At 45.0% G+C, this 17,239-nt stretch carries 17 protein-coding genes and 1 pseudogene; 1 reads left to right on the forward strand and 17 read right to left on the reverse strand.

From position 1 onward, the window contains the following. Positions 1 to 224: 224 nt before the first annotated feature. The 13 genes and pseudogenes from FU659_RS07010 to FU659_RS07070 all read right to left on the reverse strand — a co-directional run bounded on the left by FU659_RS07010 (position 225) and on the right by FU659_RS07070 (position 12,892). Complete coding sequence (locus FU659_RS07010; RefSeq protein ID WP_261807663.1) at positions 225 to 1,391, reverse strand: M20 metallopeptidase family protein; 1,167 nt, start codon at positions 1,389 to 1,391, stop codon at positions 225 to 227. Positions 1,392 to 1,402: 11 nt separating this feature from the next. Next, the gene (locus tag FU659_RS07015; protein ID WP_147946898.1) at positions 1,403 to 2,731 is read right to left on the reverse strand and encodes an LLM class flavin-dependent oxidoreductase; all 1,329 of its coding nucleotides are present in this window, start codon (positions 2,729 to 2,731) and stop codon (positions 1,403 to 1,405) included. A 17-nt stretch (positions 2,732 to 2,748) separates the two neighbouring features. Continuing rightward, positions 2,749 to 3,276 (reverse strand): GNAT family N-acetyltransferase, encoded by a 528-nt coding sequence (locus tag FU659_RS07020; protein ID WP_147946899.1) that lies wholly within the window; start codon positions 3,274 to 3,276, stop codon positions 2,749 to 2,751. A gap of 22 nt (positions 3,277 to 3,298) precedes the next feature. Further along, on the reverse strand, positions 3,299 to 3,775 hold the full coding sequence (locus FU659_RS07025; protein WP_147946900.1) for a DinB family protein: 477 nt from the start codon (positions 3,773 to 3,775) through the stop codon (positions 3,299 to 3,301). Then, positions 3,775 to 4,959, reverse strand: a complete 1,185-nt coding sequence (locus FU659_RS07030; RefSeq protein WP_147946901.1) for a M20 peptidase aminoacylase family protein — start codon at positions 4,957 to 4,959, stop codon at positions 3,775 to 3,777. The genes FU659_RS07025 and FU659_RS07030 overlap by 1 nt, the downstream gene beginning before the upstream one ends. After that, positions 4,956 to 5,966, reverse strand: a complete 1,011-nt coding sequence (locus FU659_RS07035; protein WP_147946951.1) for an LLM class flavin-dependent oxidoreductase — start codon at positions 5,964 to 5,966, stop codon at positions 4,956 to 4,958. Before FU659_RS07035 ends, FU659_RS07030 begins: the two co-directional genes overlap by 4 nt. A gap of 27 nt (positions 5,967 to 5,993) precedes the next feature. Then, positions 5,994 to 6,746 carry an amino acid ABC transporter ATP-binding protein gene (locus FU659_RS07040; protein ID WP_147946902.1) on the reverse strand — a complete coding sequence of 251 codons (753 nt, stop codon included), beginning with the start codon at positions 6,744 to 6,746 and terminating at the stop codon, positions 5,994 to 5,996. Continuing rightward, on the reverse strand, positions 6,743 to 7,453 hold the full coding sequence (locus FU659_RS07045; RefSeq protein ID WP_147946903.1) for an amino acid ABC transporter permease: 711 nt from the start codon (positions 7,451 to 7,453) through the stop codon (positions 6,743 to 6,745). Before FU659_RS07045 ends, FU659_RS07040 begins: the two co-directional genes overlap by 4 nt. After that, the gene (locus FU659_RS07050) at positions 7,450 to 8,226 is read right to left on the reverse strand and encodes an amino acid ABC transporter permease (protein WP_147946904.1); all 777 of its coding nucleotides are present in this window, start codon (positions 8,224 to 8,226) and stop codon (positions 7,450 to 7,452) included. Before FU659_RS07050 ends, FU659_RS07045 begins: the two co-directional genes overlap by 4 nt. Positions 8,227 to 8,268: 42 nt before the next feature. Next, positions 8,269 to 9,134 (reverse strand): annotated as a pseudogene (locus FU659_RS07055) (transporter substrate-binding domain-containing protein). A 144-nt stretch (positions 9,135 to 9,278) separates the two neighbouring features. Further along, positions 9,279 to 10,169, reverse strand: a complete 891-nt coding sequence (locus FU659_RS07060; RefSeq protein WP_147946905.1) for a LysR family transcriptional regulator — start codon at positions 10,167 to 10,169, stop codon at positions 9,279 to 9,281. 233 nt (positions 10,170 to 10,402) lie between these two features. Further along, a complete protein-coding gene (locus tag FU659_RS07065) occupies positions 10,403 to 11,974 on the reverse strand; it encodes a sensor domain-containing diguanylate cyclase (RefSeq protein ID WP_147946906.1) in 1,572 nt (523 codons plus the stop codon). A 174-nt stretch (positions 11,975 to 12,148) separates the two neighbouring features. Then, positions 12,149 to 12,892 carry an AAA family ATPase gene (locus FU659_RS07070; protein ID WP_147946907.1) on the reverse strand — a complete coding sequence of 248 codons (744 nt, stop codon included), beginning with the start codon at positions 12,890 to 12,892 and terminating at the stop codon, positions 12,149 to 12,151. Positions 12,893 to 13,229: 337 nt separating this feature from the next. Between FU659_RS07070 and FU659_RS07075 the strand changes: the two genes are divergently transcribed. After that, positions 13,230 to 13,502 (forward strand): HU family DNA-binding protein, encoded by a 273-nt coding sequence (locus tag FU659_RS07075; protein ID WP_147946908.1) that lies wholly within the window; start codon positions 13,230 to 13,232, stop codon positions 13,500 to 13,502. 197 nt (positions 13,503 to 13,699) lie between these two features. Here FU659_RS07075 and FU659_RS38205 read toward each other — a convergent pair whose 3' ends face one another. The 4 genes from FU659_RS38205 to FU659_RS07090 form a co-directional block, all read right to left on the reverse strand. Next, positions 13,700 to 13,831, reverse strand: a complete 132-nt coding sequence (locus tag FU659_RS38205; protein ID WP_315971284.1) for a hypothetical protein — start codon at positions 13,829 to 13,831, stop codon at positions 13,700 to 13,702. A 26-nt stretch (positions 13,832 to 13,857) separates the two neighbouring features. Next, positions 13,858 to 15,081 carry a sugar phosphate nucleotidyltransferase gene (locus FU659_RS07080; RefSeq protein ID WP_315971285.1) on the reverse strand — a complete coding sequence of 408 codons (1,224 nt, stop codon included), beginning with the start codon at positions 15,079 to 15,081 and terminating at the stop codon, positions 13,858 to 13,860. 36 nt (positions 15,082 to 15,117) lie between these two features. Continuing rightward, positions 15,118 to 16,143 (reverse strand): glycosyltransferase family 4 protein, encoded by a 1,026-nt coding sequence (locus FU659_RS07085; protein WP_261807664.1) that lies wholly within the window; start codon positions 16,141 to 16,143, stop codon positions 15,118 to 15,120. 95 nt (positions 16,144 to 16,238) lie between these two features. After that, on the reverse strand, positions 16,239 to 17,063 hold the full coding sequence (locus FU659_RS07090; protein WP_147946910.1) for a DUF6492 family protein: 825 nt from the start codon (positions 17,061 to 17,063) through the stop codon (positions 16,239 to 16,241). Between the last annotated feature and the right edge of the window lie 176 nt (positions 17,064 to 17,239).

Below are 17,239 nucleotides of genomic sequence, written 5' to 3' on the forward strand. Positions count from 1 at the left end.
CTTAAGTTATAGTTACACAAACTGACTATAGGCTACATTTTTTCCCAAATTGCCCCTATACGTTCAGTTTAATCGATATGATTTCAGTTATCAAATTTCAGATTTGTCGAATCGTATATGAGAAAAAGGCATGCTGAGAACACAGCATGCCTTTTTCTATTCGTTTAGTGCCTCGCGAACGAACTGCACATGTATTTTGGCCCCATAGAGCAGAACATCCTCATCTACATTGAACTGGGGATGGTGAAGGGGATGATGATTCCTCGGTCGGCATTCCCCACTCCGATGAAGGCGAATGCGCCCGGGACACGCTTTACATATAGGGCAAAATCCTCACCGGCAAGGCTGGGTTTCTCCAACAGCAACGATTGCTCCCGACCCAGCACTTCCGCTCCTGCCTGCAGCACCAGCTGCGCGGCAGAGTGATCGTTCTTAAGCGCCGTACCCATGCGGAAGCTGAATGAGCAAGTACCACCATACGACTCCGCGATAGCCCCCGCTCGCTTTTCAATCGTTCCTCTGATCTTATCCACGACCTCCTGATCAAAGGTACGATACGATCCTGTGATTTCACTGTGATCAGCAATCGCGTTAAGAACGGTACCTGCTTTCAAAGTGCCGAAGGACAACACGGCAGGTTCAAACGGATCGATTTCTGAAGACATCGCAACCTTCATTTCTATGGCGAACTGCGAGGCCATCAGAAGCGCATCGGCAGCCAAATGAGGAGTGCTGTGATGTCCGGTTAAACCGTGAAACACGACTTTAAAATGTGTTGAAGCAGCCATCGCATATTGGGCATGCACGCCGATCGTACCTATAGGCAGTTCAGGCCAAACATGCAGCCCGAAACATAACCCGCAATCATCGAGAACACCCGATTCCACAAGATCCGCGCCGCCGCTGAGCAAACGTCCATCCAACGGACTTACTCTGGCGCCTTCTTCGGCGGCTTGGAAGACAAATTTAACTGTACCAGCCCATTCCTCACGGTACCGACTTAGCGCTTTCGCTGCGCCCAGCAGCATTGTCGTATGAACGTCATGTCCGCAGGCATGCATGAAGCCATCATACAAAGATTTGTATGAGGCATCTGTCTGCTCATGAATCGGCAAAGCATCCATATCCGCACGCAGAACAATGGTCTTCTGTAGGTTTTCGTTTAGCTTTGCATCCTTCTTGCCACGAAGTACGCCAATAACACCCATACCGAAGTGCTGACCGACATGACGCTGAACCTCCAGCCCCCATTGCTCCAATAAATCAGCAACTTTAGCCGCTGTTCGGGTAACATCAAACAACACCTCGGGATGTTGATGAAAATCCCTCCGCAATGCGACGAGTTCGTCCTCAATCGTGTCCAAATAAGCGAAAATCAGTGCTGTATTCATGCACGGTCCCCTCAGCTGGTAGCTTCTACCTTCGTATAACGGTTTGCCGGAATCGCAATACCTAGGTTGCCTCTTAACGTATCTGCTTCGTATTCGGTTCGATAAAGGCCGCGTTCTTGCAGGATCGGAACGACCAGCTCAACGAAATCGTCCAGCCCATTCGGAAGCGCCGCGGCAATAATGAAGCCATCTGCAGCGCCTTCTTCGAACCAACGCTGCACGCGATCAGCCACTTGTTCAGGCGTTCCTGTGAATTCGTTACGCGGCGTAGCTACACTAAGCGCTACTTGGCGCAGCGTTAAGTTGTTATCTCTAGCATTTTGCTTAATCTTGTCCGTGCCGCTGCGGAAGCTGTTGCTGCCGAAATCGCCTAGATCCGGAAACGGTTCATCCAGCGGATATTGCGAGAAATCATGGTGTTCGAAGAAGCGTCCGAGGAAATCCAACGCTTTATCAATCGTTACCAGGTTTGCAACCTCTTGATATTTGCGCTCCGCTTCTTCTTCCGTGAGCCCAATAATGGGACCAATACCTGGAAGAATGACAAGATCATCCGGCGAACGGCCATAAGCAGCGGCTCTATTTTTAATATCTTTGTAATAAGCTTTCGCATCCTCAATCGTTTCATGTCCGGCAAAAATGGCATCAGCCACCTTCGCTGCGAAGGCCCGGCCATCTTCTGAGGCTCCGGCTTGGAAAATAACCGGCTGTCCCTGCTTGGAACGAGCTATATTCAGCGGACCTTGTACGGAGAAAAACTCTCCTTTGTGGTTCAAGGTATGCAATTTATCGGGATCGAAAAATACACCGCTCTCTTTGTCCCGAACAAAAGCATCATCTTCCCATGAATCCCATAACCCGCGTGCTACTTCCAAGTATTCATTGGCGATGCGGTAACGTTCAGGGTGTGACGGGTGCTGATCCTTGCTGTAGTTTTTGGCAGAACCTTCTAAGGGTGAAGTAACAATATTCCAGCCTGCACGCCCGTCGCTGATCATATCAATCGAGGCAAATTGTCTAGATACGGTGAATGGCTCACTGTAGGAAGTCGATAATGTGCCCACCAATCCTATGTGTGAGGTTACCGCTGCGAGCGCGGATAGAATCGTGATCGGTTCAAAACGATTTAGAAAGTGCGGAATTGATTTCTCCGTGATATAAAGGCCATCTGCAATAAAAACAAGATCAAACTTACCGGACTCCGCTTTCTGCGCTTGCTGCTTGTAGAAACCGAAGTTCACGCTCGCGTCCGTTATAGCTTCAGGATGCCGCCAGCCCGATATGTTGCCTCCCACACCATGAATAATCGCGCCAAATTTCAATTGTTTTTGTTTGGACATAAGATCTCCCTACTCTCCTATAGATTCGCTGTTTCTTTTAATTGAAGCCGATAGCTTTTAACGAGTGTTTCACCCTTTTGAATATCCTTGTCAAATGCCCGCTCGAAGCCTAACCGTTCATAAAGCTTAACGGCCGATTCCATCATGTCGGATGTATGCAAATGAAGCGTAGATGCGCCTAATGCCAGCGCACGTCTCGCGCTTTCTTGAATGAGCGCCGTCGCGATACCGAGCCCTCTGGCTTGAGGCGAAACTGCCAGTAAACGAATAATCGGCGATTGAATGCCTAATTCCGGTAAGCCGTATGCCGCTTCAGATGAAAGGAAAAGCAAGGAGCTTCCGACCACTTCACCTTCCAATTCGGCAACCAGGCGAGCTGATGGCGCGTCCCCATCCACAGAGGACAAAATATTCGCCTTGTAATCCTCCCAACCTGCAGGAGTCAGAATAGCCTGATACTGCCCATAGGCATCAGCAAGCAGCTGCCGGATGAGATCCCGATCTCTTTCATTCGCTTCACGAATACGAACCTCTTGTGTACTCATAGCCTTATACCACCCTTCATCCTTACGCTTTCACTTTGGATGCGTTCTTGATCCGTTCAATTTGCGCTAAATGTACTTGGACATGTGCCGTGAAGGATTGGACGACATCGGTTAGTTTCACAACCTGCCCTTTAAAATTAATGCCGCTTTTCTCCCAATCCTGTGTAGGCAGCCGTTTGAACAACAGACTGTTAAACGTTAATAAAGCTTGAAAAACATCCAGAATGTCCGAAGCTGCGCCTTCATTCGCTCTGGCGCTGCTCACCCACGGGTCTTGGCTAAATGCAGGCAATTGCACCGTAGATCCAGAAAGAATTTCACGAATTCGGAACGAAACAACAATATTATGGTCGGCCAGATGGGACAGGACTTCCGTCACGCTCCATTTCTCTGGCGTCTCTTTCCATGTCAGCTGTTCCTCCGTAAGCCCTTCTATGGCTGTAATCAGTTGTTGATGTGTATCTATATAGGACTGGATATCGTTTGTATGTTCACTCATTATTTGGCCTCCAAGGGGTTGTCGGTATTCAGCTGCTTCAAAGCATGCTCAGCTAAACCGGCGAAATAGTGCGCACTGATCGATAGGGCGCGTTCATCCAAATCAAATGCCGGATGGTGCCACTCTTGCGTACCTGATGTCCCCATAAAAACAAAGACGCCAGGCACCTTTTTCTGATAAAAAGCAAAATCTTCTCCTGCCGGCGATGGGGTTGGTGTAATCACTCGCAAGCCAGCGTTGTGGGCGGCTTGGATTGCAACCTCAGCTAGCTCCGCATCATTATTCACGGAAGGAGGTCCCTTGATCCAGCGAACCACAGCCGTCGTGCCATAAGCAGCAACAACACCCTGAACAACCTGATCAAAACGTTTAAGCACCACAGAACGAACATTTTCATCAAAACTTCGCACTGTACCGTCCAAAACGGCTTTGTCCGGGATGATATTCCATGACGTCCCGCTATGAATTTTCGTCACACTAACGACGGCGCTTTGCAGCGAGCTAATATTGCGGCTAACAATGGATTGAAGGGCAGTGACAATATGCGCACCGGCTACGATCGGATCAATCCCCGCTTCGGGAACAGCAGCATGAGTGCCAAGTCCAGCCACTTCAACAACGAATCCGTCCGCTGCAGCCATTAATGGACCTGATTTAATACCAATGGTACCGACCGGAAGATCTGGTTTATTATGCATACCGAAAACAGCACTTACGTCCTCTAGCGCGCCGGATTGAATGACTCTCTCGGCTCCTTGCGCTTTTTCTTCTGCCGGTTGAAAAATGAAACGAACCGTGCCTTTCAGCTCATTTTCCTGCTGCTTCAGGAGGAAAGCTGCTCCTAGGATCGCCGCCGTGTGAAAATCATGCCCGCAGGCGTGCATTTTGCCGGGAATTTGAGACGCGTAGGCGAAACCTGTTTCTTCTTGGATTGGCAAAGCATCAATATCGGCGCGAAGCGCAATGATCGGTCCATCCTGCTTGCCGCCTACTTCCGCGATAAGTCCGGTTTTGAGCGGATAGTTGGCAATCCGAATATCCGCTTCCTCCAACCAGGCACGAATGGATGCTGTTGTTTGAAATTCTTCATTAGATAATTCCGGATTTTGGTGCAAATGACGTCGGATCGAAATTAATGTCTGATCAAGCTCGGGCAGCTGTAGTTTCGATGTGGTTTCACTCATACAAGCAGCTCCGAGAATGCCTCGCTGAGAAGCTCAAAGGAGCGGCGGCGTTTAGCAAAATCTTTTACAGACGTCGTAACCACGAATTCTTCAACACCATACTTTTGGGCAATTTCCAGCAGCTTTTGACGAACCGTTTCTTTCGTCCCTTTGGTGATCTCCGCTTCTTTCTCTTCTACTGTGAATTTCGCTTGTGTTTGGCGGCCATATTCTTCCGCTTGCTCAAGCGTTCCGACTGTCAATGTCTTCCCATTTTCCAAATGAATTTTGACATTCTTATATTCGCCCGCTAGTTCCTTTGCTTCCTCGTCCGTGTCTGCGACAATTAAGGCAAGCGCAAGGATCGCCTTCGGCTCTGCCCCATTCTCTCTGTTAAAGCCGTTATGATAAGCTTTGAAAGCTTCTGCTGCGACATCATGATCGCCATTAATAAATTGTGCGAAAACGTAAGGAAGTCCTAATTCAGCAGCCAATTGCGCACTTGCCGCCGTAGCGCCAAGCAAATAAATATCGGCAGGTTGCGCTGGGATTGGAGACACACGCAAGCCTATAAGTGGATGATCATCATCCAAACGATTGTGTACGAATTGCTTGAGTTCTTTCAATTTATCTGACAAGGAGGCTGCTTCGGTAATCCCCTGCTGCAGTGCCTTCGTCGAACGCGGTAATCCGCCCGGCGCTCTTCCGATGCCTAAATCCACTCGGCCAGGCGCAAGGGATGCCAACACGTTAAAATTTTCAGCCACTTTATAAGGGCTATAGTGCTGCAGCATAATACCGCCAGACCCGATGCGAATCCGTTCCGTTTTGGCCAATAGATGGGAAATAAGCACTTCAGGTGAAGAACCTGCTAATTGCTGAGAATCATGATGTTCCGAAACCCAGAAACGGTTATAGCCCAGTTTTTCCGCCAATTGTACAAGCTCTATCGTGTGCTGCAACGCATCCTCTGCCTGCTCCCCTGGAAAAATAACGCTTTGATCCAAAATACTCAGTTTGATCCCCATCATCATCCACTCCCGTTCGACTCAAAGTTATATGTTGTACGTATATTCCGGTGTAATTCTTTTCAAGAACTGCCTGGTCCGTTCTTCCTTCGCACTATTGAAAATCACCTGCGGCTTTCCTTCTTCGACAATCACGCCTTGATCCATAAAGACAACATGATTAGCAACCTCACGGGCAAAGCCCATTTCATGCGTAACGACGATCATCGTAATGCCTTCTTTCGCGATTTTCCGTATAACCTCCAGCACTTCACCAACGAGTTCAGGGTCTAGCGCTGAGGTAGGTTCGTCGAAAAGAATGACTTCAGGATTCAGCGCAAGCGCTCGGGCAATGCCTACGCGCTGCTGCTGTCCGCCTGAAAGTTGACTTGGATAGGCGTCGAGCTTGCTCCCTAATCCTACTTTTTCAAGCATTTGAATGCTTTTCTCGCGCGCGGATTCCTTGGCCTGTTTTTGAACGATAACAAGCCCTTCCATGACGTTCTCAAGCACCGTTTTATGTTTGAACAAATTATAATGTTGAAAAACCATGGCGGTTTTCTTACGAAGTGTATGAATGTCTTGTTTGCTTGGACGTTTGCAGTTTACCGTGAAATCGCCGATGGATACTTCACCGTCATTCGGCTTCTCCAAGTAGTTAAGGCAGCGAAGCAACGTTGTTTTGCCTGAACCGCTGGGCCCTAGGATACAAACGACTTCACCTTTAGTCACCGTGAGGTTAATACCCTTTAGCACCTCGTTCTTGCCGAAAGCTTTGGTGATATTCGTCATTTTAATCATAGTACGCCTCCTCGGTTATACACATTAATGCGTTTCTCCAGCAGTCCTGTTAGCTTTTCGATAAGAATGGTAACGCCCCAGAAGAGGAGAGCCGCGGCAATGTAGGATTCAAAAAATTTCCAGTTCGTCGTCGCGACGATCTGTGCTTTTGCATTAATTTCAACGACGGATACCGTAAAAGCTAACGTAGATCCATGCAGCATCCCGATTAATGTGTTGGATAAGTTCGGTAAGCTAACCGCGAGCGCCTGCGGGAGCACAATGCGCCTAAGCGCCTGCGGTGTTGTCATGCCAACCGCGTAAGCCGCCTCTATTTGCCCGCGATTGACAGCTAGAATCCCTGATCTCACAACCTCAGATAAGTAAGAACCTGCTGTTATGGAGAAGGAGAGAAAGGCAAAATCGATCATCGGAATGGAAGCCGAGCGAAAGCTCCAACCAGCAGATACAGCGATGGCATCCAAGATGGCGGGCAATCCGAAATAAATAAGCAGCAAATGCATCAGCATCGGCGTTCCACGAATAAACGTCACATATGCGCTGGCCACGTAGTGGAGAACAGGCACACGATAAATTCGGATCAAGGCAACGATCGTACCGATGATAAAGCCGAAAAATACGGAAACAACGGTAATAAGCAGCGTAGTAGGCAAAGCGGATAGCAGTTGAATAAAGGCCGTCCATATAAACCCTGGATCGAGTTTCATTGCTGATAGCCTCCTTTTTCCGGATGTGTTGCCCAAACGCCCTTGAACCATTTGCGGCTTTGTGGCTTCGGTTCATTGGTTACGACTTGCTGCTCATGGCGCAGCAGTCTTTGTTCAATGGCAATAAATATCTTTTCCAACCCATAGCATATAACGAAATAAATCAAAGATAGCGAAATATAAGTTTCGATAAAATGCTGCGTCGCCGTTCCAAGCGTCTGCGCTTTTCCCATCAATTCCATGGCGCCAAGCGAGAAGGCAAGCGAAGTGTCTTTTAGATGAGCAATCAGCAGGTTCGCAAAGTTCGGTATGGAAATTGCCAATGCTTGCGGCATCACGATCCGCGTGAAGGCTTGGAACCCCGTCATGCCAATGGAGTAAGCCCCTTCGATTTGCCCCCGATCCACCGCTTTGACAGCTGCGCGAATCACTTCTGAAATGTAAGCACCACCATTCAGAGCAAAGGTCAAAATGACAAAGGTCAAAACAGGCGCTCTGGATACATCTACGTTAATCGCCTTTAATATTTCTGGAAGACCGTAATAAATAAGGAACAGTTGGATGAGAATCGGCGTTCCCCGAAAGAAGGAAACATACACCTGTGATATTCTTCTCAGGACAGGTACTTCGTAAAGCCGAGGGAGGGCGATGAGAAATCCGACGACCACTCCCAGCAGCATCGAACAAGCAACAATGAATAAGGTGATATTCAAATAAGATAATAATTTCGGGATAAAATCGAACACATAGGTGATATCGAAGGGTTGGCTCATTAGGATGATCTCACCTTTCTTCTTGGCTTATAGGGATCGTTTCTATTTATCATCTTTCTTGGTGAAATCGCCGCCAAGCCATTGGATACTCAGTTTGGATAAAGTTCCGTCCGCTTTAATAGCTTTCAGAGCAGCATCGATTTTGTCCGCGAGAACTTGCCCATCTTTATCATTTTTGCGGAAAAGGAAACGCACTTCGGCTTCTTCAAGAACTGGACCAATCGCTTTCAACTTACCTTGTGGGTCAACGAGTGGAAGCAGGAAATCCGCTCCCAGCGCGCCGTCCGCGCGTCCTGTCGTAAGCTGACTCACCAAATCATTGGCTGCCCCGTTTTGATACACAATTTTGATCGCGTTATCGTGCGATTTGTTATAACTTTCTAGAAGAGTCGCTTCCGCGCTCGTCGCTGTTGTTAAAGCTTTTTTACCTTTCAAATCATCAATCGATTGAATCGTTGTGTTATCTTTGGCTACAAGTACTTTTGTTTTCCAGTACGCATAAGGCTCATTGTTGAAGAGATATTTTTGCTCTCTATCCGGATTTTTTTCAATTTCATGCGCAACAAAATCAATTTTGTTCGTTTCCAAGCTCAAGAGCAGGTTCGCGAAATCCATTGTTTTGAATTCAAATTCGTATTCAGGAAGACGTTTATCCAATTCTCTGACAAGCTCAATATCATAACCGGTAAGTTTACCATCTTATCAAGGAAGGCTACATTAGGAAATTGTGTGCCTGTGCCAACGATAATTTTTTTCACTTTCACAGGCTCAGCAGTAGTTGCGACTCCAGGTGCTTTCGTTCCTTCTGCTGCTTTCGGGGATGCGCCAGTCTCTGTATGTTTCGAACCGCAGCCCGCTGCCACCAAAGCCAAGGTTAGTGTTGTTGCAAGAATGGTTAATTTTTTCATGTGTCGTTCCTCCATGTCATCTAGCTTGAGTTTAAGTCAATAATTCCTACTGGTTTTATATGAATTAGGTATATGTTAAATTTATCATCAAGTTAGCGAACTGGATAATAGAGTTTTTCTATATGCTTATACAAGATTCTGATATCATGCTTTGGAACGTATCGTTAACCCTTTGCATATATCCAACATGCTATTGAATAATAAAGTGCTCCCACCATTTAATGCAATCAAATTCGTCTGCAAGGAAATGCCCGCTGTCTCTGGAAAATCAATCGGAAACAGCTTCTTCTCCTTTACTTCTTGACTGACACAAAGTCCCGGCAAAAAAGCGATTCCTACGCGCTGCAGCACCAGCTTCTTCGCGGTTTCTGAGTTGTCTGTTTGGAATTGAATATTAGGCGGCAGCTTCAAGCTTTCAAATAATCGATGAATCCGCATCCAGTCCAGTGATCCACACTCAAAAAATACAAGCGGCTGACTCCCCAAATCCTCAATCGACAACTTTTCCTTCCCGATAAAAGGGTGCCCTTCATATACATAAAGACGGATGGGGTCCTCAAAGAACTTAGCTGAGAGTATGTTCGGATGCGTGACGCCTCGTACGAAGCCTAAATCAACTTCTCGGTTCAAAACCTTATTGACAATATCATCCGTGATGGACGTGGATAATTTGAAGTTGATATCCGGGTATTTCTTGCTCATTTTCGGCATAATTTCCGGTATCATATAATTGGAAACAGAGACTGTACAACCAATGCGAAGCTCGTTCGGCAGCGCTCTTTTTTGCTTAATTTGAATTTTCCCTTTTTGAAAAGTTTGCAGCAATTGCTGCGCATAAGGCAGAAAGTTTTTTCCTTCTTCCGTCAAATGAACCTGTTTGCCGATACGATCGAAAAGTCGACAATCCAGCTCACGTTCAAGCGATTGGATTCTCGCGGTTACCGACGGCTGAGATAGAAATAATACCTCTGATGCCTTATTAAAGCTGCCATAATGAATCACATAAACGAATGCTTCTATATTCTCAATGTTCATGGTGTCAGCCCCCAATAAGTCCAATAACCAAATTACTATTATTCCGATTAACTAACTTGGTTTTAATATGTAAATACTATAAGGTATCCGTTAAAACGTGTCAATACATTTTCATAGGGTGAATAGACAGATCACTATGTCTTATAGATTTTAGTATGAACAAAAGGGAATCCCTATCAAAAAAAAGACCTAAGCTCCACCACAAATGCTGTGGCGAACCTAGGTCGCTTCAATTATCCATACATAACCGTACAATTCCGTCCATTCCCTTTGGCTGTGTAAAGCGCCTGATCGGCTTGGCTCAAGGCTTCGTGGGCGGTCATTCCCTGCGCGGTATAGGAAGAAACACCGAGAGAAACTGTTATAGGTTTTCCCGTCGGACTTGGTGTTGCTTCAAGTTTAAGACGAACCTTCTCTGCGTGAAGATAGGCATTCTCTTTGGTTACATGAGGTAATAAAAGCATGAACTCCTCCCCTCCGTACCGGGAACAGAATACTTCCTCACCGGCTAAGGACAGCAGCGTCTCTCCCAAAAATTTGAGAACATCATCTCCCACATCGTGTCCATACGTATCATTAACTTGTTTAAAACAATCGATATCCAAGGCGATCAGCGAAAATGGCGTCCCTTTTTCGATCCAACCGGTCATGAGCATATCCCTGCTGCGTCGGTTAGCAAGACCTGTTAAAGCATCTGTCTGTGCCTCAGTTGCGTAGTCATTCGCCCTCTTTTGCAGGGTGTCAATCGTTAGCAGAATCGTCTCGCTTAACTGATAGGCTTCATAATTATTCATCTTTATCTTGGGTATGTCCGCCACTTGCTTGCCTTTCAGAATGCTTTGCGCTGTTCGTGCCAAACTGGCGAACGGCTCCGACAATTTTTTGCCAAGCCAAATGGCTGCAATCAGCATAAGAAGAAGAAAAGGGAACGAATAGAACAGCACTGATTTAATTAATTGGATCGATTTTTCCTCGACCTCTTGCACAGGTGTTTGCACCACGACTCCCCAGCCATTTTGGGCCACATACGAATAGCCCGCTAACATAGCAACACCTTGGGTATTAATGATTTTTTCTTTGCCGCTTTCCCCATTCCTCAGCTTATTGACGATGGGATTAGTGCTTGCGTTCTGACCCAATCGATCATGAGCAGGATGATAAATAATGTTTCCTGCTCCATCAACCACATAGAAATATGAGCCTGAAGAAGAGACTTGATTAGAACCAAATATATCACTTAACACATTGCTTTCCTGCAAATAAATCGTTCCGCCAAGGTAGCCGAGGTACTTCCCCGCTGCACTAAAGATTGGATGACTCATTAATAGGATGAGTCTCTTTGTGCTTCCCTCGTAAGGTTTAGAAATAGTTGGTTGCTGGAGCGCTTGAGCATCCAAAGCCTGTTTGGATGTTAGCTTTTTCCCTACGAGACCAACCGAAATGGGGGAAACTGCTTGAACAATAGCTTGCTCATCAAGAACGAATTCGGAATTAAAGTAATTGTTGCTTGATGTAACCATATCTAGTTGCTCTTGAAGAAGATTTCGATTGTTCATATTTGAAACGAGGTGATCCGAAGTAACCTGCAAGCTGTGTTGCATAGAGGCAAACAAGGTATTCATAGTCATCCCCATCTTCTGAGCACTATCATAATTGCGTTCTAAGGTTGTTTCATACAAGGAATTTCTTTCTGCTTCATAAGCCGCCACGATTTGAATAGTCGAGATAACCATAACAGAAACGAACACCAGCAGCGCTATGAAATGAACAAGTCTGATTCGTGGAGCACTTTTCAATGTCTTCAAGTTTCTCAACTCCAGAAAATGATTTATTGTCTTAATTCCACATATTTCGACATTCCTCCTTTATTTTATACGCTAATCGTTTGAATGCCCCGTTTTTTGTAGCATTCCTGCATGAACGAACAAAAAAAGACCCACAGTTGTCATAGGGTCATGCATGGTTGGCTATGATGATACTTAATCCTCAAATAACATGCGAAAATATCTTTCTCTATGGTTCAAAAAATCTCTGGTTAGATTGAAATGATCCGTTTCTTCATAGGTGATTGGATCAATCGAAGACTCTGAAAATTGTAATATTCGCGCTTTGGGATACGCCATCAATATAGGCGAGTGGGTAGCAATGATAAATTGCGCTTGATTCTTTTGTTCCAATTCCCATATTATCCGCATAAAAGTGAGTTGGTTTTGGGGCGATAATGCCGACTCCGGCTCGTCTAATAAATAAACGCCCTTGCTGCCAAAACGATTTTTGAAAAACGTTAAAAAGGCTTGCCCATGGGACTGTTCATTCAACGATTTCCCTCCGTATGGACCATATGCTGATTGACCGATATAAGGGTCTTTGGCTAGTTCGTCAATATAACCGGCAAATGTATCAAAGGTCTCAGCCCGAAAGTAAAATCCGCCACTTATCTTGGGCAGCCAAGCCAACCTCATGATTGAAGCTAAGGATACATTATCCTTCTCTTTACTAATCGTTAAATCCTTTCCGCCAACCACGCTAAAACCACAGGAAATACCCATGGATTCCAGTAAAGTTGATTTGCCGGAGCCATTATCCCCAATAAAAAATGTGACATTTGAGTCGAAGCTATATTCGTGCAAAGAGCGAATTGCCGGTATGTTAAAAGGGAATTGTTCTTTGGATTCGTTACTCAATAAGGACCAGTCTAAAACAAGTCGTTTGATAAAGGGCATGTGAAAAAATCCTCCCTGGCTAATTAAAAAACCTCCCTGCCGGGGAGGCTTGCTTTAGCCATAACCACCCATTTTTTATTCCGCAGGCTTCGGGTATTTTGTCCTCCAATTATAACCTTTTTTATCAATACTGTACATTTTTTATGAATTGCTTTCTGAAGCTGACAGTGGTAAGGTTATAGAATATGAAAGCAAACGGATACTCTTCTTTCGATAAAGATCAATACGGACCGTATTTGTTCATTATTATTAGATCAAATTACATAAATCAATGAAGCTGCTCCTAACATTCACGTACTAGGAGCAGCTTTTTTTAATAAAAGTGAGGTGCTGTTGAATGAATAACGCAGATTTAATTGATAGAGTGGCCAAAACAAGTGGTTTCACAAAAAAGAATGCTGAAAAGGCTGTGGCCTGTGTATTAGATTCAATTTTTGAAGCTTTAAAACAAAACGAGAGTGTTCAGCTCGTTGGCTTTGGAAAATTTGATATCCGTGAGCGGGAATCCCGCATCGGACGAAACAGTAAAACGGGAATGGAAATCCAGCTTCCAGCGGGCAAGGTTCCTGTGTTTACAGCAGGTAAAGAATTAAAAAAAGCTTTAAATTGACTGCTTAAGCTTAAGATCAGCTTCATTTTCCATGATTCCCAGAAAAATAGGGCGCTCAGCCGTGATTCGGCGTATGAATGGCCAACATGAGCCGTTTATCCAGCGCTCTAAGCCAAGGCGTGTCCACCGTGATTCTGGAAGCGCTTCTGAATCATGCTCCCTGCGAACCCTTTCCTCTGTCGAATGTCTCCATTAAGCTATTGCTCTTGGCTGTTTCCACATAATTGAACAGACTCCTCCCACGTTTCGGTAATCCGCCATATATCCGTTTCTAGCAGCTGGGAACCTATTTGAATCTCAATGAATGTCATTGGAGTAATAGCTTTCACACCATGCTTAGCCCCACAGGGGATTTCTAAAACATCTCCACACTGAATCGGAAACAACCTATCATTAAAATAAATTCACCGGTACCTGACAGAATTGTCCAAACTTCTTTTCTTTTCTGATGCAGGTGGTAGCTAATATTTTTTCCTGGCAGCAGATCGATTTTCTTGGTCATCGTTTGCTTTTCATGCTCCATGCTCGAATGGTCCAAAACGCGATAAGTTCCCCATCTCTTTTCTTCGTACATAGGTCTTGGAGGTATGTTACCAAGCTTATCTTTAATTTGATTGGCACTGGTTTTACTAGCGACAAGAATACCATCCTGGCTTGCGGCTACAATAATATTCGACAAGTCAATAATTTGGATTGGGAAAGAAAGCTCGTTCACCAAGTGAGTATTTACCGAGTTTTGTGAAACCTGCCCCGAACCAATGACATTGCTTCCAAGATGATTGCTTAAGGTTTCCCAGCTCCCCAAATCCTTCCATGATCCATGGTATGGGATGACTACGCTATGGTTTGTTTTCTCGACAACTTCATGGTCAAAACTTATCTCGGCAAACTGCTCATACTGCTGCAGCCAATCCTCATAGCGGACGGGCAAACCTTTACTTAACAAGTAGGAGACCATATACGATAATGAAAAGGCAAAAATACCGCAATTCCATAATGCCTGTTTACGGATGAGATCAATTGCATGCTGCTTCTCAGGCTTTTCTACGAATTGATTAACAGTAAAGTACTCTTGCTCGTTATGGCTAGTTGGATCAGGCACAATATAACCATACTGACTGGATGGGTATTGGGGAGCCGTTCCGATAAGCGCAATATCAGCCTGCGATTGTGCTAGCACATCCGGAAACCTATGGAGCAATTGAAAAAATTCAGATTCTACAAAAGTATCAACCGGAAGAATACAAATCGTTTCATTGGGATCTGCCTGATCTTGTGAATGAAAATAGCTCGCTGCGAGGCCAATAGCGGCAAAGGTCCCTTTCTTGTAAGGCTCGCTAAGTATCGTAATCTTGTCTCCAACATGGCTTCGTGTAATTTCCACCTGGCTATCATGCGTGATAATCGAGGTGGATGGCAGCAATCCTACGGAGTCTAGCTGCCTGCAAACCCTTTGAATCATTGATTCCTTACCGCCGTCCTCGGTGCTTAGCAGTTTAAGAAAGACTTTGGATCTAATCTCATTCGAAAGCGGCCAGAGTCTTTTGCCGGAACCCCCCGACAGTAGAATGATACGCAAGATGTATGACCCCCTTAAGAAAAGATGATGTTCGTCTTATTTATCAGAACGAATCGCTTGTTCTAACGCCTTTTTCAATAAGCGGCCAGCCCTGTCCCAAGATACCTTAAGCACATCCTGTCTGCCCTGCTGCCCTTTCTTCTTGCACAGTTGAGGGTTCTTATAAGCCAATCTCATTTGTTTTTTGAGGCTTCCTCTATCTGCTTCTGCCCATCGTTGCCCTTTTTCTCCAAATAAATTGCGGAATTTTCGTGATATCGAATGTCCATTATTCATGCTTGTTAGTGGATGATTCAAACGGTAATCGACCAGAAAGGAATTCTTACTCGTTAAGAAATCCATATGTCCGCCCCACTTCGTTGCAATAACCGGTGTACCACTTGCCAAAGCTTCCAGGAACGGTAATCCGACACCTTCACCTCGTGTAGGCAGCACAAAAGCATTACCGAGTGTGTAGATTCCTTTCAACTTATCCGCATCCAAATGTCGAGTAATAATGACAATCGGAGCAGTCTTCTTCTGAATACCAAGCTTCTTTTTATATTGCGAAATGGTATGTTTGATCCATTGTTCATTTTCAAAGCGAGCGTACCCACTCGTTTTTATGACCAAAAGTACGTTGTCCGCAGAAGAAAACTCTTCCCAGTAGGCTCTTAGTAATGTCTCCGGATTTTTACGGTGTTGAAAACCAAAAACAGATACAAAGACGAACTTTCCTTTGGCTTGGCTTAGCGTCATTTTCTTATTACTTGGCTTATATCGCTGCGTATCTACACCATGAGGAACGATACGAATGGGAATTTTAACGCCACTGTTGATCAATGCTTTTTTATTTTGAGTGGACGGTATACAAACAGCGTCGAATCGATTAATGTAAGGCACCCATCTTTTTGGCACTTTGCTTGTCTCCCAAACCGTGTTTAGAAGTATAGGCTTATACATGGTCCGTTCCTTCTTGAAATTAATCGTGTTCGGTAGAAGATGATAAATTAAAGCTTTGCGTTTTTTTGTTTTACCGGAAGAAGTGAGTCCTTGCTTTGCAGCAACTATCTTCACCCCCACCCCTTGCCTCCTTAACGCATTAGCGTAAGCTCGGCTTGCTATGCCAAGACCACTGGCCCTGTGAACAGGACCCTTCCAAATCACTTCATAATCCGTCATTTTGGCATCACCGGCGATTTCTTTACATAGTCTTTCCGCTTATGAAAGGAGATGGATCGATAAGACTTGGCTAATTGACTTACTTTTGATTTGGGAATTTGTGTAACATTCATATGCAGCCCTTTATTTAAAGCCTTCTTAAGAATGAGTTGGCCAGGATACGCGCTGTGAAGGAAGTTTCCGTACGTTTCAAATTCTGAAAAAGCGAATTGCCTCGATTTATTCATACTCCGTAATATTGCTTTGTACCAGCTAGTCTGGTGCTTCGCTTCAATAGCCTTCTTCAGCTTTACCAATTTGGACTTCTCAAACAGCATATAATGAGTGACAAAGGAGGAAGAGGAGGATTTTTTTCGGCCAAGCAGCTTCCGATAGGTTTTGAAATATTCTTCTTGGCTCCAGTTGCGGCAATAAAATAACGTCTTTTGATTCGCTCGGAAAATATGAGGCCGAATTAATACGGTATCTGCATCAATTACCAAGTAAAACTTAGAGCGGCACAGCTTATCTCCGTTCAGCTTCAATAGCTGCTGAAACAGCCAGCCTGAACGATCCCACGTCTTCGACTGATAATGAATATCTTTTTTGGTAATCGGTAATACCTTATTTTCATCAACAAATGTACAGCCTTTCCGTTTGCACATATCCATTATCTTCGCACTTCTAGGAGAAACAATCAGAAATTGACCAATCGGATGCTTCACATATTTTCTTACCGCATCAATAACATAAGGGAGAGTTCCTAAATCCTTCTCGATTGCAGGGATCAGAACATCAATTTGAGTTTTGCTGCTTAATGGATTGCTTGGGGAAATCGGCATATTTTCAACTCCAATTAGCAAGTATTTGGATTATAATATGTCGATGTAGAGGAAAATGAGCGGGCAATGGCGCGTGGTGTAACGTCTAAATTTCTTCTTATGCTTCAAACCTTTCTCTTGCATAACGATAAATTTTTAGTGAGGCTGTGAGGCTGCAAAGAAGAAGAGGCTGTTGC

It is taken from the genome of Paenibacillus sp. N3.4, assembly GCF_008017805.1.
Lineage (GTDB): Bacteria > Bacillota > Bacilli > Paenibacillales > NBRC-103111 > Paenibacillus_E.